The sequence below is a fragment of the Halobacillus trueperi genome, from assembly GCF_003386945.1.
GTDB lineage: Bacteria > Bacillota > Bacilli > Bacillales > Halobacillaceae > Halobacillus > Halobacillus aidingensis.
In genome coordinates, this window is record NZ_QUAE01000013.1 from 25,560 (window position 1) to 50,174 (window position 24,615).

The following is a 24,615-nucleotide window of genomic DNA, read 5'->3' on the forward strand; positions in this document are numbered from 1 at the left end:
GGGCACCCTTTTCTATCTATTCTTCATCTGCATACTCGTCTACTTCCGGTCGCTTTCCTCTTTTCAATTCCCTGATCGATAATCCGAAGTCCATTTGCAAATGAGGATAATCCTTAAAATTTTCCCAGTCGCCTCCCCACTCAAAGCCAAGACCTTTAGCTACATCTACAATTTCCAACCAATCCGATCGCCCGTTTCCATTTCCATCGTATTCTGTATCCCAAATGACCCGGCCGTCTTCGTGCTCAAGTGCAAAATCGATAGCAAGACCATAATTATGGTAGGACTCACCACCCCTTGCATAAGTGACGATTTTACCCTCAGAAGAACGGCCTTGTTCATATAGCTTATCTTGTCTTTGAACAGAACGGTGACCTTCCGTAATGACGATGTTAATTCCTGCTTCCTGTACCGTTTCGACCAGCTGATCTTTGCGTTTTTCTACCGTCGGGTGAAGGTTCGTGGGCATGGGGACATCTTTTTTATAAAAAACACCTTGAGGAAGTTCCTTTTCTACTTGTGGGACCAAAAAGAAAATTACTAGAGCAACCACGCCAGCAAAAAAGAAAAAGTTCATCAGGTTCGTTAGAATGCGCACTTCCAGCTTCCCTTCTATTCATTTAGTGATTAATTTGAGAATATCACAAGGAGCTTAATAGAGAAATGAATAACTTCCTATTCATAGTCTCCTATAGTATATTTACAGAAACATCCAATTTGGAGGGAGCCTTATGAAATCCGTCTACTTATTACTATCAAACACAGGTACGATCACAAATCAGGCCATCAAAGCATTCACTGCAGCCCCCTATAACCATGCTTCTCTCTCCCTAGATAAAAACATGAAGCGTTTATATAGTTTCGGAAGGCGTCGACCGACAAACCCTTTTTGGGGCGGATTCGTTCAGGAAGACCTTGTTCAAGGGACCTTCAGCTGGTATCCTTACGCGACTTGTGCGGTTTATGAATTAAAAATGACAAGAAGAAAATATCAAAAGCTCGAGCGTCTTCTTAAAGCGTTCGCTAAAAACTATAAAACTTACTTTTACAATTACTTAGGTCTCTTAGGGGTACCTACAAACCAGCCCATTCATGTAAAATCCAGTTATTTTTGCTCCCAATTCGTAGCTGAAGTACTTAAGCGAGCAGGATCCAATCTTTTTCACAAAACCAGTGCACTTGTTACTCCAGATGATTTCCGCGACCACGAAGAACTCCAGTTGATTTATGAGGGACCTCTTTATGAATATCCACATCTCTATTCCAGACCTTATTATCATCCAAAGAAATACAGATCCTTCCCATTCCGGAAGTACATGAAGCAGCAGGTAAGGTCGGAGGTGCTGGGGATTCAAGAAGAGAACGGCGAGCTCTACCAGTTTAGGGACGGCTTCATCAAACCTAAGAAAATCTTAATCTCAAGAAAATGGTACAGAATTAGAAAGTTCCTGAAGCTATAAATCTCACCTCCCACAATAGCTCCCTATTTCGGAAGACTCATTTTCGATACTTTTATTAGGTTTTGAGAAACCACCCGCTTTCCGCGGGAGTCCAGTATCATCCTCAACCTCTGCTCGCGAGGTCTCAGCTAGGACTCTTTTCCTACCAGGAGTCTCGTGGATGCTCAAATGAATAAAAAAGTTTTAGCAATCGTCTGGTCGTTAAATGAATCAATGATTAATGCAAGCCGCAAAAAAATCTATGAAAACTTTCTCAAGACGAATCCATCCCTTTATCAGAACAGCAGATTCGTAGAGTGTTGACAGAGTTAAAAGAGCGAGGATTCGTTACAATCAAACGCGACCGGGCAGGAACACAGATCACAGAGGCCGGGGCTAATTACATCCTCCAAAATTAATGTTCTCCACTTAAGAGAATGATATAATAGTGTCGAATCGACAAAATCAGGGAGAGAGACATGACGATGGGACTACAGACTAGAAAATCCAGTAAAACGTTCTATGAATTATTCATGATCGCTCTTGCCGCCCTTTCCGTCGCCACTATATGGCAGCAAACCGGATATAACAGTGTGATCGTTTGGACGACATGGTCCATCTTCTTTCTCGACTTCCTTTATCGTTTATATAAAGCTGACAGCAAATGGGGTTTTATAAAGAAACACCCCTTCATTGTCATCGCCGCCATTCCCCTTGATGCGATTTTTCAGTTTGCGAGATTTGCTAGAATCCTTCATCTCTTGAGGTTGAAGTCCATCACAAAGTATTACACAATGCCCTTCATACGTTTCCTTAAAAGGCAGCATCTCTTAACAGTGACTGGAGCCACATTCATTCTTGTATTCCTTTTGATCATTCCCTTAAATTTAATTGAAAATGAATTAGACAGTTATGGAGATGCGTGGCTAAGTGCCATCCTTTCCCTCACCTTCTTCGGGAGGTCTGGATTTGAACCAGAAACGATGGCGGGACATATCATCATCGTCGTCTTCACCATCCTCGGGGTCATCCTTCATGGGCTGGTGATCAGCACAACGTTTGATTACTTAATGCAAACTCCCCTATTCCAATCCATAAAAAATAAATTCACCGATAAATAAAAGCCGCCATAATATGAGCGGTTTTTTTCATGCCTTCCTTGGTTGATCAACGTTTAAATCCTTATTGAAAAAGGAATCATAACCGAGACACCCATTTTTTGGAGGTGAAAGAGTGGCTGATCAAAAACGAAACAAAGTATCTGAAAACGACCAAAGTTTTCAAGAAAAACTAAAAAAAGAACGCTTGATTGACGGCATTCCTGATGAAGAAGTTAAAAAAGAAGAACGAGAACAGAATAAAGGAAGAAAATCCAAACAGGACTCGGTTACGGAAGAAGACTACGATGAGGACCTTCGTCCTTAAGATCGGAAATGAGGTGAAACGTTGACAAGTTTCAAGGCATATAAAGTCGATCAGAGCGAAGAAGGTATACATGGTTCGGTGCAAAAACTTTCTTTCTCGGACCTGCCTTCAAGCGATGTTCTAATTAAAGTCCATTATTCCAGCATCAACTACAAAGACGGGATGGTTACCCAACCGGATAACCCCCTCGTCAAAAATTATCCGATTATACCAGGCATTGATTTGGCCGGAGAAGTGGTTCGTTCCTCTGATGAAAAATTTAAAGAGGGCGATTCCGTGATCGCTACCAGTTATGAAATCGGCGTCAACCATCATGGTGGGTATAGTGAATACGCGAGCATCCCGGCCGAATGGGTCGTCCCTCTTCCAGAAGGATTAACGACAGAAGAAGCGATGATTTACGGCACAGCCGGTTTCACCGCTGCCCTCTCCCTTCACCGATTAGAAGAGAACGGCTTGACTCCTGAGCAGGGACCCGTACTGGTGACAGGAGCTTCCGGCGGTGTCGGCAGCATTGCAGTTGCTATGCTTGCTAAAAGGGGTTATACCGTGGAAGCGAGCACAGGGAGCCCTGAACATGAAGAATACTTAAAAGACTTAGGCGCTTCTAAAATCATTTCTCGTGAAGAGGTTTATGACGGAAAGCTTCGAGCCATAGCAAGCGGACGTTGGGCTGGCGCTGTCGATCCTGTTGGAGGATAACAGCTTGCCTCCCTTCTTGGTCAATTGAAGTATGGAGGTTCTGCAGCGGTAAGCGGATTAACAGGAGGTACTAAAGTGCCGACACAGGTTTACCCTTTTATTTTACGGGGTATAAGTCTTATTGGTATTGATTCCGTCAATTGCCCAATGAACCTTAGAAAAAAAGTGTGGCATCGCATGGCCAATGACTTAAAAACCAAAGAAGTCTTCGACCGGATTAAAGTCGTTCATACTCTGGACGAAGTTCCTGAAACAGTCGAAAATATTCTACAAGGAAAAACACGCGGTCGGTCGATCGTGAATCTTATGAATGGATGGTAGTTTCCCAAAACGTATACTATTGACAACTATAAATATAGAGCTTATAATGTTTTGATAGTGCCTTCAAAAGAAGGTAACTCGGAAAAGAAAAGAGTGATTTGTATGAGACTGGCATTCTGCTACGTTTTGATACAACTTAATCACACTGGATCAGCTTCGGAGCTGTAAGGATGCAATAGAGGTAGGGATTGCGTCGTTTAAGTTGCCAAAAACTACCATGTAGAATTTTTGAACCGCGGCATTAACATGGACAAAGTTCCACAACACTTGTTTTAAAAACAAGTAGGTAAAACTTGATATTTTCCGAAAGTATACAAAGCGAGAAGGACTGCAGTCCTTCTCGCTTTTCCAATTTATATAGGTTTAAAGAGATTCGTTCATGGTAATATAAGCCATAGAAGTATAGAAGGAGGCTTAGAAATGTCCCGGTACTTAGACCGTATTGAACCGGAAGATGTCCGCTTTCTTATGGACTTATCAGAATTCAAAACCATCGTACTGGATATGCTCGGCGAAGCCCGGAATTTGGTAAACATACAGATTAACTACGATTTTCTTGATGAGCCTGAAGGAGACACACTCGTCCGTCCGATGGTCCAACTCAATGAAATCAGTAAGTTCACAGAAGAAGACCGTCATACATTGCTGAAAACCGGATTTTCCATTGATGGCGAGCCTTTCGATAACGGGGACTATGCCATGGAGCAAATCTTCGGTGCGGAGTACACGATTCTTGCGATTACAGAAGATGAAGATGGTGCTTTTTTTACGATTGAAATGCCATATAGAAATTTTGAAAAACAAAAGAGCCATATGTAACCATACTTACTTTAAATATCTCTCTAAAAGTCAAAGAGCCCATGTTTTTTCATGAGCTCTTTCTTTTTGCAATGGAGCTATTCTTAGGAATGTATGTTTTTCACTCGACCGACTTGACCGTCTTCCAAGCGTACTTTTATTCCGTGAGGGTGGTTCGGGGACTTTGTGAGAATATCCTTTACTTTCCCGCTGGTCAGCGCACCTGTTCGTTGGTCTTTTTTCAGGACGATATCTACTTCTGCCCCTATTTTAATGTCACTTCTTTTTTGTCCATTCATTTTGGAACCTCCACATTCAGTCTCTCCCGTATTCTATCACAATTCCCCAACCCGTCACTTATTCAACTAAAGCTCCCGTTTGTGGAAGACTCAGTTTCGAGATGTTTGTTGGAGTTTAGGGGCTCCGGGAAACAGTTCGCTTTCCATGGGGCGGGCGCTGAGCCTCCTCAGGCTTCGCCTTCCGGGGTCTCACCTGTCCCACACGTCCCATAGGAGTCTCACCGTTTCCCTCCGCCCCTTGACCATAAGAGTATCTCGAAACCACTTCCAGAATAAGCGGCCCTCTATCGTAATGGGAGTTGGTGTATTCAACTCTCAAACAAGCAGTAAACTATACTCTAACGCTTGCTATAGAGCGCTTCTCAACTAGAAAGCAGTTATTATGGAAGACGCTCCATTCGTGTACGTGGGTTCGTTTATCTCATCTCTCGAGTGGGGGGGGTTGGGAAGCTGCGAGACTCCCGTGGGAGAAGGAGATAGGCGAGATCCCGCAGGACGTAGTCCGAGGAAGCTTGCCACTCCCCCACAGGAAAGCGAGTAGCTTCCCAGCCACCCCTGACGCTCAACATGGCAACGAACCCCGAAAACATCTCGAAACTGAGTCTTCCACAATTCTGCCAGTTAGTTGAATAATAACTTTACTTTTATAAAGATGAACATAAAAAAAGCACTCGCTTCAGAGTGCTTTTTTTATGTTTGATTAACTGCTGTAATTAAATTGATTTTGAATTTTACCTTCTTTTGTATGGATGACCGCTTGAGTCCCTTTGTTTTGAGCGATTTCTTTCGCGCGATCAATCGCATCCTGTTTGTTTTCGTACACTTTCGTCGGTTGTTCCGCACCTTCCGCTTTTACTGCCCAACCTTCTTCATGAGAAACTACATGTTCTGCTTGATTTCTACTTTCAGCCACTTTGAATTCCTCCTTGAATAATTATTATATAACCTATATATCCTGTAACGATAAGTCGTAAACCTAAGATTCTCCATCCATTTACATTTTTTCCTGAATGTTTCCATCTTTTTTATGGATCACTACTTGTGTGCCTTTGTTTTCAGCAATCTCTTTCGCTCGGTCAATCGCATCCTGCTTTTTGTCAAAAACATCGGATGGCTGTTTTGCATCTTCCGTCTTAACTGCCCAACCTTCTTCGTGTGCGACTACATGCTGTCCTTTTTCCAGGAGTTCTGGACGACTCTCTCCCTGCCTTCCTTCTTCATCCCTTGTTTTCAGGTTTTTATCGCTCATTTGCTTTACACGATTGATTTCTTTTTCATCTGCATTTTCATACCATTCTTTCGCCTGCTCTGTAGCAATAGGGATGGCCTGCCCCTCTTTATACCCTTCGTCAATCATGGCGTTCGCTATATCAATCGCTTTTTTCCTAATAGATGTCTCCAAATTTTTAAAAGAACTTGGATAATCGTCTGTATCCCATGGCATTTTAATCGTCCTCCTCGTTGATTGTTTATCTTTATCATTCCCTTCAACAAAGCGTCATTAAACCAATCGGGGACCTTCGTCGAATTGAAACAAGAGGAAAAATAAGATACGATATTAACGTCGATAAGTTAGAAAAAATGACATACTTTGATATTTTATTACCAAAATTTTGGATGCTTTCCATCACTATTTTAATCGAGCATAGGAGGTATTTTCTTGAATATAAGCATTCATCCTCTTGGAGATCAGGCTCTCCTTATTGATTTTGGAGAATCTATAAATGAGGAGACCAATCAACAAGTACGTCAAGCTGCCGCAAAACTAGATGAACAAAAGCCCAAATGGATGATTGAATACATCCCAGCTTTTTCTACTCTAACCATTCTTTATAACCCCTTCTACATAGCTAAACAAATACAAATAAGTTCAAAAGAGATCCTTCCCTATGAATGGGCTCGAACAGAAGTATTAGCCTTATTATCCCAATCTTCTTCCTATTATTCTGAAGAGAGGACAATAGAAATACCTGTGTGTTACGGAGGCGAATGGGGCCCGGACCTCTCCTTTGTCGCTTCACACAATAGCATGAGTGAAGAAGAAGTCATAGATACCCACATGAAGGGGAATTACCTTGTTTATATGATAGGATTCGCACCTGGCTTTCCTTATATTGGAGGAATGGATAAAAAAATCGCCGCCCCTCGCCGTGATGATCCAAGGCTCTCTATCCCTTCAGGTTCAGTTGGAATTGCAGGAGAGCAAACAGGAGTATATCCTATCGAAACTCCAGGAGGATGGCAGTTGATCGGCCGAACTCCACTCAAACTTTTTGAACCTGACAAAGATGAACCTTCTCTCCTTCAAGCAGGAGACCGCATTCGTTTTACACGTATTGATAAAGCGGAATATGACCAATTAAAGGAGGGCGGCCAATGATTTCGGTATTAAAATCAGGATTGATGACGACCATTCAAGATACAGGCCGGTATGGCTATCAAAAGGATGGAGTTATTGTCAGTGGCGCCATGGATCCACAGGCCCACCGGATCGCGAACCTCCTCGTCGGAAATTCTGCCGATGCTGCTACAATGGAAATCACGCTCATGGGGCCTGTCCTTGAATTTCAAGAAGATGCCTTCATCGCTATTTGCGGTGGTAACCTTACACCCATGATTGACGGTGACAGTGTTTCCATGTGGAAACCTTTGTACATAAAAAAAGGAAGTGAGCTTCGTTTCGGCCAACCCAAGAAAGGGTTCAGAACTTACCTTTCCATTGCCGGAGGATTTCAGGTGCGGAAAGTCATGGGAAGCTCGTCTACATATCTACGGGCAAACATGGGTGGTTTTGATGGACGGACATTAGAAAAAGGAGACCAGCTCCGTTTTGGTCATCTCGACTCTCAACCTCAACATTTGAAAGAACAACTCAAAACTGCGGACAAAGCTTTATCTTTTAAAGAAGCCTCCTGGTTCGTCGGTCCTGAGTTCACCAATTATACAAAAAATGACCAGCCGATCCGAGTCATGCCTGGCCGTGAGTTTGACTTATTCACAGAGCAGAGTAAAGAAGATTTTTTTAACGGGCCATTTCAAATCGATTCGAAATCAGACCGAATGGGATACCGATTAAACGGCACGGCTTTAAATCTTGAAAATAAGAAAGATATCGTTTCAGAAGCCGTTACATTCGGCACCATTCAAGTGCCTCCAGATGGAAATCCGATCTTACTATTAGCGGACCACCAAACCACGGGTGGTTATCCAAAGATCGGACAAGTGGCTTCCATCGATTTGCCGAGAATCGCACAAATGCGCCCAGGGGAAAGTGTCAGTTTCTCACCTATTACTCATGAAGAAGCTCAACGCCTGCTTTTAGAAAAAGAAAAAAACTTGAAACAGTTACAAAGAGGAATAGAAACAAAACTACGTTAAGGAGGAGATTCCATGCATATCGTCGATTTGAATTGTGATATGGGAGAAAGTTTCGGTCGCTATACCATTGGCCGCGACGAAGAAATCTTAAAATACGTTACATCCGCGAACATTGCATGCGGATATCACGCCGGGGATCCTACCACTATGAAAAAAACGGTGCAGAGAGCGTTGGAGCATAACGTTGGAATTGGAGCCCACCCAGGCCTGCCAGATCTAGCCGGGTTCGGGCGACGACCAATGGATATTTCTGAAGAAGAAGCTTATGATATGGTTGTCTATCAAATCGGAGCTCTCAAAGGATTTGTCGATACGGAAGGTGGCCGGTTACAACACGTCAAACCCCACGGCGCTCTGTTTAACATGGCTGCGAAAGATCAACCGTTGGCACGTGCCATTGCCAAAGCTGTTTACGATGTGGACCCAGAACTAGTTCTCTTTGGACTGGCCGGAAGTGAACTCGTGAAGGCCGGACATGAACAAGGACTTAAGACTGCAAGCGAAGTATTCTCGGATCGTACCTATCAACAAGATGGATCACTTACTTCACGAAGAGAGCCAAACGCGCTCATCACCGATCACGAACAAGCGGTTGAACAAGTGATTCGCATGATTAAAGAAAACAAAGTCCATACCGTACAGGACACGGATATCGATATTGATGTGCACACGATTTGTATCCATGGTGATGGAGAAAGCGCCATCGATTTCGCCAATTATATTACAAAAGCCTTGAAAGAATCAGGAATCACACTCCAATCCATTGGTGAATTTATCACAAAATAAGCAAACAATAGAAAACATATATCACAATAAACATAGCAAAGGAGCTACTCCATGAAGGAACAATCGACAAGAAGTCTCCTGTTAGGGGCCGCTTTCCTGATGGCAACGTCCGCCATCGGTCCTGGCTTTCTAACACAAACGACTCACTTCACTCAACAACTTGCAGCAAGTTTCGGATTTGTCATCTTAATCTCCATTATTATAGACATCGGGGCCCAACTGAACATATGGCGAATTATTGCCGTATCGGAAAAACCGGCTCAGGACATCGCCAATAACCTACTCCCAGGCCTTGGAGTATTTCTATCTGTACTGATTGTTGCCGGTGGATTAGCCTTTAATATTGGAAATATCGCAGGGGCTGGCCTTGGTACCAATGTACTTTTCGGAATCTCGCCTGAAATGGGGGCATTATTCAGCGGCGTTGTCGCCGTCGCCGTATTCCTCGTGCGTGAAGCTGGGAAAGTCATGGACCGATTCGCACAGATTGCAGGATTTGTCATGATTGCACTAACGATCTTTGTCATGTTCTCTGCCCAACCACCTGTTGGAGAAGCCGTAACGAAAACATTCGTCCCTGATACCATTGATTTTCTGGCTATCATCACGCTCGTCGGTGGAACCGTTGGAGGATATATTACCTTCGCCGGCGGCCACCGTCTTCTAGATGCAGGGGTGAAAGGAAAAGAAGCACTCCCACAAGTCACGAAAAGTTCCGTGTCGGCAATCGGAATTGCTTCCGTCATGAGGATCTTCCTTTTCCTTGCTTCCTTAGGTGTTGTAGCCTCAGGTTTCACACTAAACCCTGAAAACCCACCCGCTTCTGTTTTCCAGGCAGCAGCAGGAAATGTCGGTTACAAAATCTTCGGTGTCATCATGTGGGCCGCTGCCGTAACTTCTGTAGTCGGAGCCGCTTACACCTCCGTTTCATTCATTCGTACTTTTAATAAAACAATCAACAAGCATCACAAATGGTTCATAGTCGCGTTTATCGTTATTTCAACCACCGTTTTCGTTTCTGTCGGTGAGCCTGTCAAAGTATTGATCCTTGTTGGCTCGTTAAATGGTTTGATTCTGCCAATTGCACTAGGTGTTATGCTGGTTGCGGCATATAAACAAAAAATTGTCGGAGATTACAAACATCCGCTATGGTTGACCATCTTCGGAGTCCTGATCGTCATTGCCATGTCATACATGGGCGTCATGTCACTCATCCAGGGCATTCCAAAACTATTCGGTTAACCTTCCCAAAGAGCTCAGTCCCACTGAGCTCTTTTTTCATACACAAAAGCTCCCGTTTGTAGAAGACTTAGTATCGAGATGTTTCGGGGTTCGTTTACCGTGTTGAGCGGTGGGGGTGGCTGGGAAGCAACTCGCTTTCCTGTGGGGGAGCGCCGAGCTTCCTCGGACTACGTCCTGCGGGATCTCGCCTATCTCCTTCTCCCACGGGAGTCTCGCAGCTTCCCAATCACCCCAATTGATGTATGTGTGAAACGAACCCCTATACCAAGATGGGCTGTCTCCTTCCCAATCAGAAGCAGTTATAAAACGCTTTATATCAAGCTTTCACATCCAGAATTAGAGGCTATAGTATATATATTTCCACTTTCGCTGTGAGTAGGAGCAAATGATTCCAGAAGCTGTTTCTACACACTTATTTGACTAGGGGCGGAGGGGAATGGCGAGACTCCTGCGGGAAAAAAGTGCATGGTGAGACCCCGCAGGACGCAGTCCGAGGAGGCTCACCGCGCTCCCGCGGAAAGCGAGCTATTCCCCGTAGCCCCCATACACTCGACAAAAGTCTCGAAACTGAGTCTTCCACAATCCTGCCATATACTTTAATAAGGGAACTGGTTATCCAAAGAACCTTTTTGCTCGTGTTTTTAATGGAAGAGGATTACACTGGAAGAAACCTATACATAAGGAGTGGTTTGGTTGAGTAATTTGGATACTTGGAAGAAAGTGGATCAATACTTTATCGATCAGTTAATTCCCGCAGACCCTGTCATGGAGAACGTGCTAAAAGCAAACGAAGAAGCAGAACTCCCTTCCATCGACGTGTCTGCCACCCAAGGGAAGATGCTTCAACTTTTCGTGAAAATGAAAGCCGCGAAAAATGTATTGGAAATTGGCACACTCGGTGGATACAGCACCATCTGGATGGCGAAAGCCCTACCTGAAAATGGTCATGTCACTACTCTCGAATTTAATCCGAAGCATGCGGAAGTGGCCGCCAGGAATATGGAAATGGCAGGAGTAAGGGATAAGGTAGAAGTGATTGTCGGTCCCGCGCTTGATGCTCTGCCCACATTAGAAGGGCGTGAACCCTTTGATTTTATCTTTATCGATGCGGATAAGAATAATAATCCTCACTATATCAAAGAAGTTCTTAAGTTATCTAAACACGGAACGACAATTTTAGTAGATAATGTCGTCCGGGATGGAAGACTGCTCGACTCAGAAAGCAAGGATAAGAGTATTATGGGCATACGAGAGATGTTTGACTTATTAAATAATCACCCACAACTTGATTCCACAGCCTTTCAGACTGTGGGAAGCAAAGGGTATGACGGTTTTGTCCTTGCGGTCGTAACAAAGTAGAGGCTGGGACATAAGTGAAAAATAATCGGTTACCAGTTCAAATTATCAATATAAAAACGCAGGAAATCAAGATTTTCAAATAAGATTTCCTGCGTTTTATTCATTTTAAAAGGGTTTTGTCCCAGCCTCTACTTGAATTTGATCCACACCGCTGTCCTGTCATCGATATGGAGTGAATGTTTATTTAGGTGGTCCGTCAATTCATGAACATAGGTTTCCAACCCTACTTCTCGGATTCTATGATACGTCTCTTCGAGGGTAAGTTCCGGATGAAAGAAACCATCAGAAATAAGTAAGAGGCTTCGGATACCTTTTCTATCTATTACTCCCTGATCAAGATAGTCCATCACTTCAGGCATTCCATTAGCAACGGTATAGCCGCCTTCCACATTCGCGAGCCGACGATTGTAGCGAAGCTTGTTTATTCGTATATCATAATAACTTTCGGGAGGTATTTCCTCCCCGCCCTCTCTTCTTTCGGCACGTTTTTGCTTCGCTCTTTCGCTAATTCCTTTTACAGAGTCCGTTGTGACGACAGTAAAATTTCCAGCCTCATCCTCTATGAGAAACATAGAGTCTCCAAGTTGGACATAATGAATGTGGTCATCCTTGATTTCAACAACAGACACACATGTGGACCAACGTTCTTCTCCGAGGTCTGTCTTGACAGCATGCCTTTCCATCTCTTCCTTCAGATGAAGGTTCGCTTCTTCTACCGCATGCCTTAACCCTTCTCCACCCTTTAACCCCTCCATTTTAGTTTTGAAAATTTGTGCGGCAAGGTATGCTCCATTATGGCCTGCTTCATCCTCAAAACAGACGAGGGGGGTAGCCCCATCTAAAACGCCATAAATACCAGCTTGTTCGTTTAGTACCAGGGCATCTTCACATTCCTTTTTTACCGGGCTCTTTTTTTGGATATGCTCTACGGATATGACGTTCAAGTAACGACCTCCTTTTTCACCCAATCCTCTTTTAACATCCCATAAACCACATGATCCGTATATTCGTCATAAAGCCGGGCTGCTTGACGGATGATACCTTCCTGCTTGAAACCCAAACGCTCCGGCACTCCCCGGCTCTTTTTATTCTCAGATGCCGCTCGAATTTCAATGCGGTTCATCCCCAGCGTTTCAAACGCATAGTCGAAAAGGACTCTACAAGAACGTGTAAGCAGTCCCTTCCCTTTGTAATCGGACCCCATCCAGTAGCCGATGCTTGTAACTCTGTTTTTCTCATCAATTTCATGAAAGTCAATGACACCTGCGATGTTTCCTTTAAAAAGAATACAAACAGTCAGACCGTTGTTTTCTGCATAGCGGCGTAAACTCATCTTTATGTAATTCCTTGTATCTTCGACTTCTTTCGTAAAATGGATCCATGGAAGCCATGTCTTTATGTGGTCCCTGGAACGATCTGATAATTCGAATAGCTCTTCCGCATCGCGGTGATCAATCATTTTCAGTGATAATTCTTCATCGATTCTGTGTTCAAACATTGGTCCTCTCCCCCTTTTTATCTGTGATCATTTGTATTCGACAGAATCCTCGCTTCTTCCTGCAAAAAAAGTACGACAGAACAAGTCTGCCGTACTTTTTATATATTATGGCTTCAAGACCAGCTTTCCTTTTGTTTTTCTAGCTTGCATGACCTCATGTACATGAGCCGCTTCCTCTAAATCAAACACCCCGCCAACGGTCAACTGCAATTCTCCCGACTTAATCATTTTTAGTAAATGATTCAAGCTTTTCTCAAAAAGGACGGGTTTCTTCATAATCTGCGGTAAAAAGAATCCGATCACCGATAGATTACGATTCATTAACCCAGAGGGATACATTTGAGCTGGCTCTCCACTGGCTACCCCATAAACAACGACTCTTCCGAATGCTCTCATGCATTTGACGGTCTCGTGAAAAATATCGCCTCCAGCCATTTCAAGTGCCACATCGACGCCTTTTCCCCCTGTCGCCTCCATTACTTCTTCACGCCAATTTGGACTTGTGTAATTGATCGCATGATCAGCCCCTAAATCACGGGCCAGCTCCAACTTTTCTTCCGAGCTTGCTGTCGCAATCACATTTCCCGCGCCGAAAAGTTTGGCTAGTTGGACGGCGAGAGAACCAACTCCCCCAGCCGCTGCATGGACAAGGACGGTTTCCCCTTTTTCCAGCCTCCCCATTGTTGTGAGTATATGATAAGCGGTTAACCCTTGTAACGGTAAAGCAACAGCCGTTTCATCTGTAACTTCGTTTGGAATGGGAATCAAGGTACTCTCTTTCGCCTTAACATATTCTGCATAACCTCCTGAGCCAATGAGAGTCACTACACGGTCTCCCTTAGAGACACGGCTCACCCCTTCACCAACTTCTTCCACGATCCCGGCTACTTCTGCTCCAGGGATAAAAGGAAGTGGTGTAGGTACTACATACGCCCCTTCACGCCTTGCTGTGTCCGCATAGTTCACTCCTATGGCTTGAACCTTGAGAAGAACTTCCCCTTCGTCAAGTTCTGGACGCTCGACATCAACCTTTTCCAATACGGAAGGTCCTCCATATTCTTTGAACTGGATTGCTTTCATTGTTTTCCTCCTCATTTCCCAACGAAGTTAGGTTTTCTCTTTTCCTTGAATGCCTGCACGCCTTCTTTATGGTCCTCCGTTGAAATCATCATAGCCTGTGTCATTCTTTCTTGTTCAAGAATGGCAGCTAAGTCTGAACGGTCGGCCTGGTCCACAATCTTTTTCATCATCCCCATGGCTCGGCCCGGACCTTTGGAAAGAGCAAGGGCATAGTTCATCGCCTCATCTTCTAAATCAGCCAGTGGAATGACACGATTGACAAGTCCCCATTCGGCTGCTGTTTCGACAGGAATTGGTTCTGCGCGGAACAGCAATTCTTTCGTCCGGTAAGGGCCCAGCAATCTTGATAAAAAGTAATGGCCGCCACCGTCAGCAACAAGTCCGACTTGTGCAAAGCTAAGCACAAATTTGCTTTCTTCCCCTGCCAGAATCTGATCACAGGCAAGGGCGAGGTTGAATCCGGCCCCCGCTGCGTATCCATGCACCACGGCAACTACTGGCTTAGCTAAATCTTTGATCTTTAATATCAACCGATTCAGTTCCCCAACATGATCATACAATTGTTGAGCATCAGCAGAACCCATGGATTTCACATCTCCGCCAGCTGAAAAAGATCGACCAGCGCCTGAAAGGACCACAACTTTCACATCATCATTACGTTCAGCTTCACCGAGGGCTTCCTGCAGCCCGATGATCATTTGATCCGAAAAAGCATTCAAAGCGTCCGGTCTGTTCAGCACACACGATAATACCGGACCTTTTATGTCGACAGTTAAGTGATCATTACCTAATTTCATTCTTGTCATCTCCTTTTTTATGATACATACTGACCTGCTGCAATCATTCGATCGGCAAGCTGACGGTTCCTTTCCATCGACCCTCCCCATTGATATTCACTCAATAGCACGGGGATATGACGTAACGTTTGAACACGTTCCTCCCCTTGTAACAGCGCGGACAAGAGCTGCGTGATTGAACGCTGTACGTTCAATGCTGAGTGTTCAATTAACGTATAGGTCATCATTTCTTTCAATGGAAGGCTTGGGTCTTTCGCATGTTCCGCTTTTCTCGTCCTTAAGACCGCGGACTCGACACGATAAATTTCAATAGCAAGATCAGCAAGCTTCATTAATACTTCTTGTTCTTCCTGTATGGCTTTTCCATACATGCGATAAGCTGCTCCTGCACAAACAAGATACAAATCCTTCATAAGCGCGAGAACTTCCAGACATTGATCAGATCGTTTATATCCACCATTTTTCAGTGAATATTCTGCTTTTTCCATAAGTGATGCAGCATCAAATTCTTCTTTCGCTGCTTTTTGGAAAAAGGCACCCGGAATCAATAGACGGTTAATTTCATTGGTTCCTTCAAAGATCCGGTTGATTCTTGAATCTCGATAAGCTTGTTCAATCGGATATTCCTTGATGAATCCCGCTCCTCCATGCAGCTGCAAGGCCTCATCTACCACTTCGTCCAGAGTTTCTGATCCGGTGACCTTACAAATTGCAGCTTCGAGCTTATGCTCATTCATCGCTTTAGCCGTGGCCTGTCGATCCTCTGAATCGTAGTGGCCATGAAGAGAAGCTTCTATATGGCCTGCTGTTCGATAAAGCAGAGATTCTGTACCATAGATTTGCGCGGCCATCGTGGCGAGTTTTTCCTTCGTTGCCGGAAATTCTGCGATGCTTCTTTTAAACTGTTTCCGTTCTTTCACATGGGTAATGGCTAACTGAAAACTGTATTTCGCTGCTCCCATTGTGGCAAACCCTAAATTGAAACGACCTAAATTCAGAACGTTAAGAGCGATCAGATGTCCTTTACCGACATCCCCAAGTAAGTTTTCAACCGGTACCTCACAATCTTCCATCACTACAGAACAAGTAGAAGAACCTTTAATTCCCATTTTCTGTTCTTCTGGTCCGATTGAAAGCCCAGGGAAATCCTTTTCGACAATAAAAGCGGAAAAGTGCTCCCCGTCTACTTTCGCATAGACGATAAACGTATCGGAAAAAGCTGCATTCGTGATATAAATCTTAGTCCCGTTCAATAAATAATGAGTACCTGCTTCATTAAGCACAGCAGTCGTTTTTGCGGATAGGGCGTCTGACCCTGCTTCCGGTTCTGTAAGGCAATAAGCACCTATGTACTCTCCTGATGCGAGTTTAGGCAAATATCTTTCTTTTTGCTCCTTTGTACCAAAATAGGTGATCGGTAACGTAGCAATACACGTGTGGTTCGAATGCGCAACACTATAGCCACTCGCATTCCCCAATGCTTCACCGACGATCCCTTTACTAATCTTATCTAAACCCAGTCCTCCGTAGTTTTCAGGAATACTATGACCGAGCAGTCCTAAATCTCCAGCATGACGCATTTTTTCCGCTACAAAATTGTAATCTCCGTTTTCTATTCGATCTCTATTCGGGTGAATTTCCCGGGTAATAAATTGTCGAGCCGTGGCAGCCATCATTTTATGCTCATCAGTCCGGTCTTCCGGTGTAAACACTGATTCCTCTGAAACCTCCGAAATCAAAAACTCCCCACCTCGAACGTTATGCTGAACTGGTTGCATTTTTACCCTCCTTGATTTGTCCGCTTTCACGGTCATACGTTAGTATAGATTCAAATAAACCTTCCTCAGCAACAAAATCAATCTCTTGAGGATCAAGCCCGGCATTTACGAGTAATTTTCCAATCCTGCAGGTTCTTAATAATTCCTTTGCAGTACCACTTCCCTCATAAAAACCGAGAGCTGTAACAGCTGCATCGGAAAGCCTCCACTTGCCCTTCTTTTGCATGTGATAGACTAAACTGCCGACACCATAGAAGTCTTCGACCGTAAATTTCCCGCTTGACCCTGCACAGACGAGCACGACATCTTCTTCTATATGATGCTCTGCCAAATGAACCGCCATCGCTGGATTGTTCAGGAGTGAAGAGGCATATAGAGAAGATGCTAGTCTTGATTGATGTAAGGCGACCGTTCCATTTGTTGTCGTTAAAATCAGGTGTTTATTCTGGATGATCGACTTCAAATAAGTTCTTAGTGGTGGTTCGAAACCATCAATCCTTCTCCCTTTATCTTCTCCAGCCATGACGAAGGGATCTTTGAATTGTTCTGCTTTTTTCCGAGCTTCTTCCACGCTGAATACAGGAATGACACTGGCCGCACCATCTGCGATCGCTGCTGTAATGGTCGATGTGGCAAATAAGACATCAAAGACGACGACAACTTTCCCCTTCAGCTCTTCCGACTGAATGTCTTCTTTCTTGAAGATGACTTGAACTTCTCCCATACTAGAGACCTGCTGTTTCTTCCGCATGACGGATCAAATGATTGACGAAAACGTGCATGCCTGCAAACCTTGGATCTTCGGTTTGTCCATTTTTGTAGCGATAATAGATTTGCTGGACGATTCCTGCCAATTTGAAATAAGCGAAGGTCACATAGAAGTCGATGTCTTCCACGTCACGACCACTCTTTTCAGCGTAACGGTGAATGAATTCATCCCTTGTATAGAACCCTCCCCGAACAGTGAGCGGAGGCTTCCCTAGTCCCGTTTTCAGAAGTTCCGGGTCATCTTGTTGGATCCAATAGCTCATGGCAGCACCAACATCGGCCAGAGGGTCACCGACGGTCGTCATTTCCCAATCAAACAAACCTACCATCTTTGAAGGATCATCCTTACTGAACATGGCATTATTCAGCTTGTAATCATAATGAATGATGGATGCATCTTTGGATGTGGGAATATGATCGGCCAACCACTTTTTCAAACGCTCCCCGGAAACCACATCATCAGTTCTCGCTTTTTCATACCTTTTCATCCATCCGTGCACTTGCCTTTCCATAAAACCATCAGGCTTCACCATATCTTTCAAAGAAGTATTGCGGTAATCCAAGGAATGAAGTTCTGCCAGCCGGTCGACCATAGTTTCAGAAAGTTGCCTTCCTAGTTCCTCTGTCGCGTCCACACCTTCCGGAAAGCTATTGTCAAAAACGAGACCTTCTCTACGTTCCATGAGAAAAAAAGGTCGGCCAATCAGATTGCCAGATTCATAGAGGTAGGGTTGCGGGGCCAAAGGATAGACCGGATATAAGGATTGAAGAACCTTGAATTCACGTTCCATGTCATGTGCCTTTGGAGCAACCGGCCCCATGGGAGGACGACGTAAGACCACTTTCCACTCTTCACCGACCGACAGTTCATAAGTCAAGTTGGAATGGCCCGCCCCGAACTGTCTGATTTGCATGTCACCCGAAGGAATTTCTAACTTTTGTCTCAAAAAACGCTCAAGCTTGTTTACATCGAGCTCCTCCCCATGACGGACAGGCCTTGTATCTTCTGTATAAACCATGAAGAACCTCCCTTATTTTGCTACCATTTGATAGGATGACAAGGATTCTTTCATCTCAGATGTCAATGCAACACTTTGCTGTTGTTCAAAATCGAATTGAACAATGACCGACAAGCCTTTGGCCACAAGCTCCCCTGATTCTTTTTCAAACATGTCCTGTTCCAGATGAAAGCTGGAGCGTCCAATTTTCATGACATGGCTGCGAATGATCAGCGTCTGATTAAAATACACCTGCTTGATGAAATCGCACTTCGTCGAAGCAAGGATGAAGTTCCAATCATTACCTACAAGCGCTAAATCATTAAAAAACTGAATACGTGCATCCTCCATATAGACAAAAAAATTGTTGTTGTTTACATGCCCCAATAAATCGGTTTCACAAAATCTGACGTTCACTTCTATTTCATGCATTCGTCTTCCTCCTCAACTTTTCACGGGGTTTTCATACGTGTAAAAACCCTTCCCTGTTTTACGCCCAAGTTCCCCAGCTTTCATTTTCTCTTCCAACGTTTTAGATGGGCGGTCTTTAGGATCACCTGTTTCCTGATACTGTTGCTGCATGACGTAATACCCGACATCTATCCCAGACAAATCCATCAGTTCAAACGGTCCGATTGGATGGTTCAGCGCTTTTTTCACTATTTTATCGATATCTTCATAATCGGCGTATCCACCTTCATACAAGCTCATCGCTTCTTTTTGGATTGCAAATAAAATACGGTTGGCGATAAATCCCGAGATTTCTTTTTGTAAAAGGACCGCTGTGCGATTCATCTCTTCGCATACCTTCATGGCCACAGTAGCCGTCTCTTCTGAGGTATGTTCCCCTTTGACAACTTCCACACAGTCCATGACGAGTGGCGGGAAGAAGAAGTGCATGTTGCACACTTTCTCAGGCCTCGACGTGGCATCGGCAATCAACGAACTGACGATGGTCGAGGAATTGGTCGCAAAAATCGTATGGGAAGGAGCGTACTTATCCAATTTTGCGAACACTTGTCGTTTTACTTCCAGCTTTTCAACGACAGCTTCAATGACAAGATCTGCACCTCCGACGGCTTCATCCAACTCTGTTGTAAAATGAAGGCGGGTAAAAGCTTCTTCACGATCGGCCTTTGAAATTTTTTCTTTTTTTACCCATTTATCCATTATTCCTGCCAGTTTCGCCTCTGCCTTTTCCAGTGATTCCCGGCTGATGTCCTGCAGCTTCGTTTCATATCCAGCTATTGCGCCAAGCATGGCAATCTGATGCCCCATGCTGCCCGCTCCGACAACCGCTAAATTTTTAATGATCATTGGTCTCCTCCTCAATTCCTTTAAAAATCAATCGCATATACAAATCTGTCAACGACTTTTCGTCCACTTCTCCATCAGGTTCGTACCAAAAATAGCTCCAGTTCGCCATCCCGAGGACCGCGTAGGACAACATGTCTGCACGCAAGTCTTTCTTGAACTCTCCGGCCTTCATCCCTTCTTCCAACACTTTCTGGATATTCTCTTGAAATTGTTGGCGCTTCGGCAGGATGATGGCTGTTTTCTCTTCACTCAGGTGTCTCATTTCTTGAAAAAAAACAAGTGCACTATGACCGTTCGTGCGAATATTATCGATCAACAACTCTACGATTTGATACAACTGATCACTATGAGAAAGATCCACATTCGTGATAATCTTCTCTTGTCCTTCCAGAAGGTGATCAATAAAAGATTGATGAATGTGAACGAGCACATCTTCTTTGTTTTTGAAATAGTAATAAAATGTCCCTTTCGTCACTCCATTCGCTTCGACGATGTCCTGGATTGAAGTGCCCTGGAACCCCTTTTTACCAAATAACTCTATGATTGTGTCCATCATTTTTTCTTTCATGTCTACCGTCCTAACTCAGCAAAATCGATTAACAGGATGCATGCATGCCACCGTCGACAACGAGAACGTCTCCGGTTACATAATCCGATGCCCGGCATGCCAAAAATAGAGCCGCTCCTTTTAGGTCCTCCTCGGAGCCAAAGCGACCGAGCGGGGTTCGATCAAGTATGAACTCTCCACCATGCTCAAGGACCCCTTTCGACATTTTCGTCGGGAAAAATCCGGGAGCCAATGCGTTCACCTGGATGTTATGCATTCCCCATTTCACTGCAAGATCCTTAGTAAAAGTGATGACCGCGCCTTTACTGGCATTGTAACCGACCGTCTCCATAAACCTCGGGTCCGCCCCGCCAAGACCAGCAACAGAAGCGATGTTGATAATCTTTCCTGAATTCTGCTTGACCATAAGCTCGCCAACCTTCTGAGACATTAGGAATGTCCCGGTCACATTGACGTTCATTACCTTTTGAAAAGCTTCTAGTGGCATTTCAAGTGTTGGCGCGCCCCAAGTGGCCCCACTGTTGTTAACAAGAATATCAATCGTCACGAATTTGGCTGTCGCTTCATCCACAACACGGTCAATATCTTCAGGGTTCGTAACATCACACCCAAGCGCAAGCGACTCAACACCACATTCACTTTCCAGCCTGAGCGCTGTTTGTTCACACGCCTCTTTTTTACGAGAACAAACAATAATATTCGCTCCTGCTTCCGCAAGACCTTCCGCAATTTGCTCACCAAGGCCACGGCCGCCTCCTGTAACGAGTGCGGTTTTCCCTTTCAAATCAAAAAGATCTTTGACATGCATGATCTCACTCCCCATATTTGGATAATTCAAGTTTAGCGATTTGTCTACGATGGACCTCATCCGGGCCGTCTGCCAACCTCAATGTTCGGGAGTTCGCCCATTGAGCAGCTAAGGTGAAATCATCACTGACTCCTGCACCCCCATGAGCCTGAATAGCCCGGTCGATCACTTTCAATGCCATATTCGGGGCGACGACCTTAATCATGGCTATTTCGGTTTTCGCTTCTTTATTTCCGACCGTGTCCATCATATAAGCGGCTTTCAAAGTGAGCAGGCGTGCCTGTTCAAGCTCAATCCGGGAATCGGCGATCCATTCCCTCACGACTCCTTGCTCAGCTAAAGGACGATGAAAGGCTTCTCTTTTTTGAACACGCTTACATAAATCCTCAAGCGCTCGCTCTGCTGCTCCGATTAACCGCATGCAATGATGAATCCTTCCAGGTCCAAGACGGCCCTGAGCGATGGCAAATCCTTTTCCCTCTCCCCAAATCATGTTTTCCTTCGGTACACGGACATTATCGAAATCAATTTCCGCATGACCATGAGGAGCATGGTCGTACCCAAATACAGGTAACATGCGTTTAACGTTAACGCCCTCTGTATCCAAAGGGACAAGAATCATCGACTGTTGCTCATGACGATTGGCTTCCGGATCCGTTTTGCCCATAAAAATGGCTATTTTACATCTTGGATCTCCTGCACCCGAAGACCACCATTTCCGACCATTAATGACGTAATCGTCTCCATCTCTCCTAATACTAGACTTTATATTCGTAGCATCAGAAGAAGCTACGTCCGGCTCGGTCATAGAAAAACACGATCTGATCTCCCCCTTTAGAAGAGGTTCCAACCATTCTTCCTTTTGAGCTTCACTTCCATAGCGGGCAAGCACCTCCATATTACCTGTATCTGGTGCATTGCAATTGAAAACTTCGGGACCAATGAGCGAGCGCCCCATCATCTCACAGAGCGGAGCATATTCAAGATTCGACAGACCCGCTCCATATGTATCATCAGGTAAAAATAAATTCCAAAGTCCTTCTTCCTTCGCTTTCAATTTCAGCTCTTCCATTATAGGAGGCACTTCCGAAAAACGATCCTTTTGTGCATTTAATTGATCCTCATACACCGACTCATTTGGATAAACATGTTCATCCATAAACCGCTGCAGTTTTTCCAGGTAGCCTTTCACCTTATCGGAATAATCAAAGTTCACCCTTTTTCCCCCTTCTTCACAAAAACATACCAAACGGTTAGTATGTATTCATTTTATACCTACTATTCTGAAAATTCAACAAAAAGTGAATGATTATTCATATCTCTTAATAGATCGTATTAATTATTAATTCAACTAAAGCTCCCTATTCTTCAAGACTCAGTTTCGAGATGTTTGTGCGGTGCGTTGGGGCTGCGGGGGATAACTCGCTTTCCGCGGGAGCGCGGTGAGCCTCCTCGGACTGCGTCCTGTGGGGTCTCACCATGCACTTTTTTCCCGCAGGAGTCTCGCCATCCCCCTCCGCCCCTTTGCTATATGAGTATCTCGAAACCACATCCATAATAAGCCGCTTTTATGCACTTGATAAGCGGAGTGGATTAAATTCCCAATGACGATATTCTGCATGTAGAAATCTTGGTATAGAGCGCTTTATGCCTATAATACCAGGGTAGTGGGAGGTACATTCCCACAGTAAAGGGGCTCGTTTCTCACATTTATGGAATGGGGTGGCTGGGAAGCTGCGAGACTCCCGTGGGAGAAAGGAGATAGGCGAGATCCCGCAGGGCGTTAGCCCGAGGAAGCTCGCCACTCCCCCACAGGAAAGCGAGTTGCTTCCCAGCCACCCCTGACGCTCAACTCAGCAACGAACCCCGATTACCTCGAATTCAAGTCTTTCACAATCCTGCCATTATGTGTAATAAAGAGAAATAAAAAAAGATGCCAGTGTACGCTGGCATCAGACCGTAGGGAAATTTTCCATGGCGTGGCAAACCATGAACCTCGAGCTTTCATGAACTCTCAGTACTATAAGATATGCCTCTATCCTCTCGTTGCCTTGGCGTTCACCTACCATTTTTACAAACTATGAAGATTCTTAGAATAATAGGCACCTATACAAGCACTCTCTACGAAAAGCCATAGAATGTAGAGAAAAAACAAAGGAGGAGATGTTTTTATGAGTTGTAAAGGAAGAGATAGCAGCTGCGTACGTGACGTCATTAAAGAAATCATTAAAGCGCAAGATGAAGTAGCTGGATTGATGGATAATGGGTGTTGTGATGTCAGCTGTGAGCGTTCCATCCGTGATTTGCTTTCACCTGCTGCCGAAACACCACGTAACACAACCGTCCCATTCATTTTGTACTGCAAAGACTGCAAGCCCTTCATCGGAAGTGGTGTTATTCGTAAGCAACTAGGAATGTCTGATAACACATTTCTTGATTGCTTGAACTCTCCAATCTTCAGAGCGAAAAAATTCACGAACGATGGAAAATGCGTCAAGCTTGAGCTGTTGATCCCTGTAACCATGGGCGGTTCACAGCCTGGTCCATCCGGTGGTGGAAAGCAGGTATGTGATTACTTCCCTGGAAGTTCCATTCGTAATTTGCGTGCGACAGGAGTCTGCATTACTGTAGACCTTGACTGCTTCTGCAGCATCACATGTCTAGAGCCAACGACTCCATTGATGGCAACACGTCAGGAAATGGACGACGCTATGTCTCAATTCGAAGATTAATTAAAAAACGTGCATGGAATCTTATTCCTGCACGTTTTTACATAATGGATACACGAATCGGATAATAAGCGCGCGTGATTTCTCCATTGGCGTCCTCCCACTGGACCCCAATGCGGTAAACCTTTTCAGAGCCATCCAATCCGTAGACTTCGAAACTCTTCCCCTCTACAGATTTGGTTGTAACAGAGTTTTTATCTATTTCATCGTAGAAGATCATATCTGGATCTCTTGTAGAAAAACTTAACGTAATTTCTGAATCTCGTTTCAACTCGCACTCTTTTATTTTCAATTCTTTCTCCAATTGAGAAATGGAACGTTGTTCTTCAGAAACAGAGCAATCTTCCTCGTGTATGCAAACCACTTTTCCCCTTAAAGGAAGAGATTGTCCTTTTATTTCTAAAGTGATCTCTCCAATGGTGTCTTTCTTCAAAGCTTCTTGTTTATTGTTTCCATTACCAATAAAGAGACTTACACTCGCAATGCCCACTAATAGTACGATGATTACACTATATTTCTTCATAA

At 44.3% G+C, this 24,615-nt stretch carries 28 protein-coding genes and 1 pseudogene; 12 read left to right on the forward strand and 17 right to left on the reverse strand.

Translation table 11 applies throughout. From position 1 onward, the window contains the following. Positions 1-16: 16 nt before the first annotated feature. Complete coding sequence (locus tag DYE48_RS14495) at positions 17-577, reverse strand: M15 family metallopeptidase (RefSeq protein ID WP_115824296.1); 561 nt, start codon at positions 575-577, stop codon at positions 17-19. Positions 578-731: 154 nt separating this feature from the next. Here DYE48_RS14495 and DYE48_RS14500 point away from each other — a divergent pair, with 154 nt between their 5' ends. The 6 genes and pseudogenes from DYE48_RS14500 (at position 732) to DYE48_RS14525 (ending at position 4,706) form a co-directional block, all read left to right on the forward strand. Beyond that, positions 732-1,460: a hypothetical protein gene (locus tag DYE48_RS14500; RefSeq protein WP_341865620.1), complete on the forward strand. Its 729-nt coding sequence runs from the start codon at positions 732-734 to the stop codon at positions 1,458-1,460. Between the two features lie 266 nt (positions 1,461-1,726). Further along, positions 1,727-1,858, forward strand: a complete 132-nt coding sequence (locus DYE48_RS14505) for a winged-helix domain-containing protein (RefSeq protein ID WP_115824247.1) — start codon at positions 1,727-1,729, stop codon at positions 1,856-1,858. A 60-nt stretch (positions 1,859-1,918) separates the two neighbouring features. Beyond that, a complete protein-coding gene (locus DYE48_RS14510; RefSeq protein WP_244199442.1) occupies positions 1,919-2,560 on the forward strand; it encodes a hypothetical protein in 642 nt (213 codons plus the stop codon). 112 nt (positions 2,561-2,672) lie between these two features. After that, on the forward strand, positions 2,673-2,864 hold the full coding sequence (locus DYE48_RS14515) for a hypothetical protein (protein ID WP_115824248.1): 192 nt from the start codon (positions 2,673-2,675) through the stop codon (positions 2,862-2,864). A gap of 21 nt (positions 2,865-2,885) precedes the next feature. Next, positions 2,886-3,887: pseudogene (locus tag DYE48_RS14520) on the forward strand (acrylyl-CoA reductase family protein). Positions 3,888-4,307: 420 nt separating this feature from the next. Next, the gene (locus DYE48_RS14525; RefSeq protein ID WP_115824249.1) at positions 4,308-4,706 is read left to right on the forward strand and encodes a hypothetical protein; all 399 of its coding nucleotides are present in this window, start codon (positions 4,308-4,310) and stop codon (positions 4,704-4,706) included. 83 nt (positions 4,707-4,789) lie between these two features. On the opposite strand, the gene DYE48_RS14530 is transcribed toward DYE48_RS14525, so the two are convergent. The 3 genes from DYE48_RS14530 to DYE48_RS14540 all read right to left on the reverse strand — a co-directional run bounded on the left by DYE48_RS14530 (position 4,790) and on the right by DYE48_RS14540 (position 6,428). Further along, on the reverse strand, positions 4,790-4,984 hold the full coding sequence (locus DYE48_RS14530) for a YwbE family protein (RefSeq protein WP_089651673.1): 195 nt from the start codon (positions 4,982-4,984) through the stop codon (positions 4,790-4,792). Positions 4,985-5,684: 700 nt separating this feature from the next. Beyond that, complete coding sequence (locus tag DYE48_RS14535; protein WP_089653273.1) at positions 5,685-5,897, reverse strand: DUF2188 domain-containing protein; 213 nt, start codon at positions 5,895-5,897, stop codon at positions 5,685-5,687. Positions 5,898-5,978: 81 nt separating this feature from the next. After that, positions 5,979-6,428 (reverse strand): DUF2188 domain-containing protein, encoded by a 450-nt coding sequence (locus DYE48_RS14540; protein WP_115824250.1) that lies wholly within the window; start codon positions 6,426-6,428, stop codon positions 5,979-5,981. A gap of 216 nt (positions 6,429-6,644) precedes the next feature. Here DYE48_RS14540 and pxpB point away from each other — a divergent pair, with 216 nt between their 5' ends. The 5 genes from pxpB (at position 6,645) to DYE48_RS14570 (ending at position 11,749) form a co-directional block, all read left to right on the forward strand. Next, on the forward strand, positions 6,645-7,364 hold the full coding sequence (gene pxpB, locus DYE48_RS14545; protein ID WP_115824251.1) for a 5-oxoprolinase subunit PxpB: 720 nt from the start codon (positions 6,645-6,647) through the stop codon (positions 7,362-7,364). Further along, positions 7,361-8,362, forward strand: a complete 1,002-nt coding sequence (locus DYE48_RS14550) for a 5-oxoprolinase subunit C family protein (RefSeq protein WP_115824252.1) — start codon at positions 7,361-7,363, stop codon at positions 8,360-8,362. The genes pxpB and DYE48_RS14550 overlap by 4 nt, the downstream gene beginning before the upstream one ends. Before the next feature lie 12 nt (positions 8,363-8,374). Beyond that, the gene (locus DYE48_RS14555; protein ID WP_115824253.1) at positions 8,375-9,148 is read left to right on the forward strand and encodes a LamB/YcsF family protein; all 774 of its coding nucleotides are present in this window, start codon (positions 8,375-8,377) and stop codon (positions 9,146-9,148) included. Between the two features lie 51 nt (positions 9,149-9,199). Continuing rightward, on the forward strand, positions 9,200-10,390 hold the full coding sequence (locus DYE48_RS14560) for an NRAMP family divalent metal transporter (protein WP_089653283.1): 1,191 nt from the start codon (positions 9,200-9,202) through the stop codon (positions 10,388-10,390). A 693-nt stretch (positions 10,391-11,083) separates the two neighbouring features. Further along, the gene (locus tag DYE48_RS14570; RefSeq protein ID WP_115824255.1) at positions 11,084-11,749 is read left to right on the forward strand and encodes an O-methyltransferase; all 666 of its coding nucleotides are present in this window, start codon (positions 11,084-11,086) and stop codon (positions 11,747-11,749) included. 128 nt (positions 11,750-11,877) lie between these two features. Here DYE48_RS14570 and DYE48_RS14575 read toward each other — a convergent pair whose 3' ends face one another. From DYE48_RS14575 to DYE48_RS14630, 12 genes are all read right to left on the reverse strand, one after another. Continuing rightward, positions 11,878-12,693, reverse strand: coding sequence for a protein phosphatase 2C domain-containing protein (locus DYE48_RS14575; protein ID WP_167449518.1), 816 nt, complete (start codon positions 12,691-12,693; stop codon positions 11,878-11,880). After that, the gene (locus DYE48_RS14580; RefSeq protein ID WP_115824257.1) at positions 12,690-13,247 is read right to left on the reverse strand and encodes a GNAT family N-acetyltransferase; all 558 of its coding nucleotides are present in this window, start codon (positions 13,245-13,247) and stop codon (positions 12,690-12,692) included. Before DYE48_RS14580 ends, DYE48_RS14575 begins: the two co-directional genes overlap by 4 nt. 105 nt (positions 13,248-13,352) lie before the next feature. Next, positions 13,353-14,327, reverse strand: coding sequence for a quinone oxidoreductase family protein (locus DYE48_RS14585; protein WP_115824258.1), 975 nt, complete (start codon positions 14,325-14,327; stop codon positions 13,353-13,355). 11 nt (positions 14,328-14,338) lie between these two features. Next, positions 14,339-15,124: an enoyl-CoA hydratase/isomerase family protein gene (locus tag DYE48_RS14590; protein ID WP_115824259.1), complete on the reverse strand. Its 786-nt coding sequence runs from the start codon at positions 15,122-15,124 to the stop codon at positions 14,339-14,341. A 17-nt stretch (positions 15,125-15,141) separates the two neighbouring features. Beyond that, on the reverse strand, positions 15,142-16,902 hold the full coding sequence (locus tag DYE48_RS14595; protein ID WP_115824260.1) for an acyl-CoA dehydrogenase family protein: 1,761 nt from the start codon (positions 16,900-16,902) through the stop codon (positions 15,142-15,144). After that, entirely contained in the window at positions 16,883-17,626 is a 744-nt protein-coding gene (locus tag DYE48_RS14600; RefSeq protein WP_115824261.1) for a 2-phosphosulfolactate phosphatase, read from the reverse strand. The genes DYE48_RS14595 and DYE48_RS14600 overlap by 20 nt, the downstream gene beginning before the upstream one ends. A gap of 1 nt (position 17,627) precedes the next feature. Further along, on the reverse strand, positions 17,628-18,689 hold the full coding sequence (locus DYE48_RS14605) for a phosphotransferase family protein (RefSeq protein ID WP_115824262.1): 1,062 nt from the start codon (positions 18,687-18,689) through the stop codon (positions 17,628-17,630). A 12-nt stretch (positions 18,690-18,701) separates the two neighbouring features. Beyond that, positions 18,702-19,100: an acyl-CoA thioesterase gene (locus tag DYE48_RS14610; protein ID WP_115824263.1), complete on the reverse strand. Its 399-nt coding sequence runs from the start codon at positions 19,098-19,100 to the stop codon at positions 18,702-18,704. A gap of 12 nt (positions 19,101-19,112) precedes the next feature. Next, positions 19,113-19,985 (reverse strand): 3-hydroxyacyl-CoA dehydrogenase family protein, encoded by an 873-nt coding sequence (locus tag DYE48_RS14615; protein WP_115824264.1) that lies wholly within the window; start codon positions 19,983-19,985, stop codon positions 19,113-19,115. Beyond that, positions 19,975-20,553, reverse strand: coding sequence for a TetR/AcrR family transcriptional regulator (locus tag DYE48_RS14620; protein ID WP_115824265.1), 579 nt, complete (start codon positions 20,551-20,553; stop codon positions 19,975-19,977). The genes DYE48_RS14615 and DYE48_RS14620 overlap by 11 nt, the downstream gene beginning before the upstream one ends. Positions 20,554-20,581: 28 nt before the next feature. Continuing rightward, entirely contained in the window at positions 20,582-21,361 is a 780-nt protein-coding gene (locus DYE48_RS14625) for an SDR family oxidoreductase (RefSeq protein ID WP_115824266.1), read from the reverse strand. A gap of 4 nt (positions 21,362-21,365) precedes the next feature. Beyond that, a complete protein-coding gene (locus tag DYE48_RS14630; protein WP_115824267.1) occupies positions 21,366-22,577 on the reverse strand; it encodes an acyl-CoA dehydrogenase in 1,212 nt (403 codons plus the stop codon). Between the two features lie 955 nt (positions 22,578-23,532). Between DYE48_RS14630 and DYE48_RS14635 the strand changes: the two genes are divergently transcribed. Further along, positions 23,533-24,093: a CotY/CotZ family spore coat protein gene (locus tag DYE48_RS14635; RefSeq protein WP_115824268.1), complete on the forward strand. Its 561-nt coding sequence runs from the start codon at positions 23,533-23,535 to the stop codon at positions 24,091-24,093. A 37-nt stretch (positions 24,094-24,130) separates the two neighbouring features. On the opposite strand, the gene DYE48_RS14640 is transcribed toward DYE48_RS14635, so the two are convergent. Beyond that, positions 24,131-24,613, reverse strand: coding sequence for a hypothetical protein (locus DYE48_RS14640; RefSeq protein ID WP_115824269.1), 483 nt, complete (start codon positions 24,611-24,613; stop codon positions 24,131-24,133). Positions 24,614-24,615 lie beyond the last annotated feature (2 nt).

What these genes read in the sequence shown, in the direction of transcription:
- DYE48_RS14640 (WP_115824269.1), bottom strand. Translation starts at nt 24,613, where the DNA reads ATGAAGAAATATAGTGTAATCATCGTACTATTAGTGGGCATTGCGAGT.
- DYE48_RS14540 (WP_115824250.1), bottom strand. Translation starts at nt 6,428, where the DNA reads ATGCCATGGGATACAGACGATTATCCAAGTTCTTTTAAAAATTTGGAG.
- DYE48_RS14555 (WP_115824253.1), top strand. Translation starts at nt 8,375, where the DNA reads ATGCATATCGTCGATTTGAATTGTGATATGGGAGAAAGTTTCGGTCGC.
- DYE48_RS14510 (WP_244199442.1), top strand. Translation starts at nt 1,919, where the DNA reads ATGACGATGGGACTACAGACTAGAAAATCCAGTAAAACGTTCTATGAA.
- DYE48_RS14635 (WP_115824268.1), top strand. Translation starts at nt 23,533, where the DNA reads ATGAGTTGTAAAGGAAGAGATAGCAGCTGCGTACGTGACGTCATTAAA.
- DYE48_RS14625 (WP_115824266.1), bottom strand. Translation starts at nt 21,361, where the DNA reads ATGCATGTCAAAGATCTTTTTGATTTGAAAGGGAAAACCGCACTCGTT.
- DYE48_RS14605 (WP_115824262.1), bottom strand. Translation starts at nt 18,689, where the DNA reads ATGGTTTATACAGAAGATACAAGGCCTGTCCGTCATGGGGAGGAGCTC.
- DYE48_RS14620 (WP_115824265.1), bottom strand. Translation starts at nt 20,553, where the DNA reads ATGAAAGAAAAAATGATGGACACAATCATAGAGTTATTTGGTAAAAAG.
- DYE48_RS14585 (WP_115824258.1), bottom strand. Translation starts at nt 14,327, where the DNA reads ATGAAAGCAATCCAGTTCAAAGAATATGGAGGACCTTCCGTATTGGAA.
- DYE48_RS14590 (WP_115824259.1), bottom strand. Translation starts at nt 15,124, where the DNA reads ATGAAATTAGGTAATGATCACTTAACTGTCGACATAAAAGGTCCGGTA.
- DYE48_RS14595 (WP_115824260.1), bottom strand. Translation starts at nt 16,902, where the DNA reads ATGCAACCAGTTCAGCATAACGTTCGAGGTGGGGAGTTTTTGATTTCG.
- DYE48_RS14525 (WP_115824249.1), top strand. Translation starts at nt 4,308, where the DNA reads ATGTCCCGGTACTTAGACCGTATTGAACCGGAAGATGTCCGCTTTCTT.
- DYE48_RS14610 (WP_115824263.1), bottom strand. Translation starts at nt 19,100, where the DNA reads ATGCATGAAATAGAAGTGAACGTCAGATTTTGTGAAACCGATTTATTG.
- DYE48_RS14615 (WP_115824264.1), bottom strand. Translation starts at nt 19,985, where the DNA reads ATGATCATTAAAAATTTAGCGGTTGTCGGAGCGGGCAGCATGGGGCAT.
- DYE48_RS14600 (WP_115824261.1), bottom strand. Translation starts at nt 17,626, where the DNA reads ATGGGAGAAGTTCAAGTCATCTTCAAGAAAGAAGACATTCAGTCGGAA.
- DYE48_RS14550 (WP_115824252.1), top strand. Translation starts at nt 7,361, where the DNA reads ATGATTTCGGTATTAAAATCAGGATTGATGACGACCATTCAAGATACA.
- DYE48_RS14495 (WP_115824296.1), bottom strand. Translation starts at nt 577, where the DNA reads ATGAACTTTTTCTTTTTTGCTGGCGTGGTTGCTCTAGTAATTTTCTTT.
- DYE48_RS14530 (WP_089651673.1), bottom strand. Translation starts at nt 4,984, where the DNA reads ATGAATGGACAAAAAAGAAGTGACATTAAAATAGGGGCAGAAGTAGAT.
- DYE48_RS14560 (WP_089653283.1), top strand. Translation starts at nt 9,200, where the DNA reads ATGAAGGAACAATCGACAAGAAGTCTCCTGTTAGGGGCCGCTTTCCTG.
- DYE48_RS14580 (WP_115824257.1), bottom strand. Translation starts at nt 13,247, where the DNA reads ATGTTTGAACACAGAATCGATGAAGAATTATCACTGAAAATGATTGAT.
- DYE48_RS14500 (WP_341865620.1), top strand. Translation starts at nt 732, where the DNA reads ATGAAATCCGTCTACTTATTACTATCAAACACAGGTACGATCACAAAT.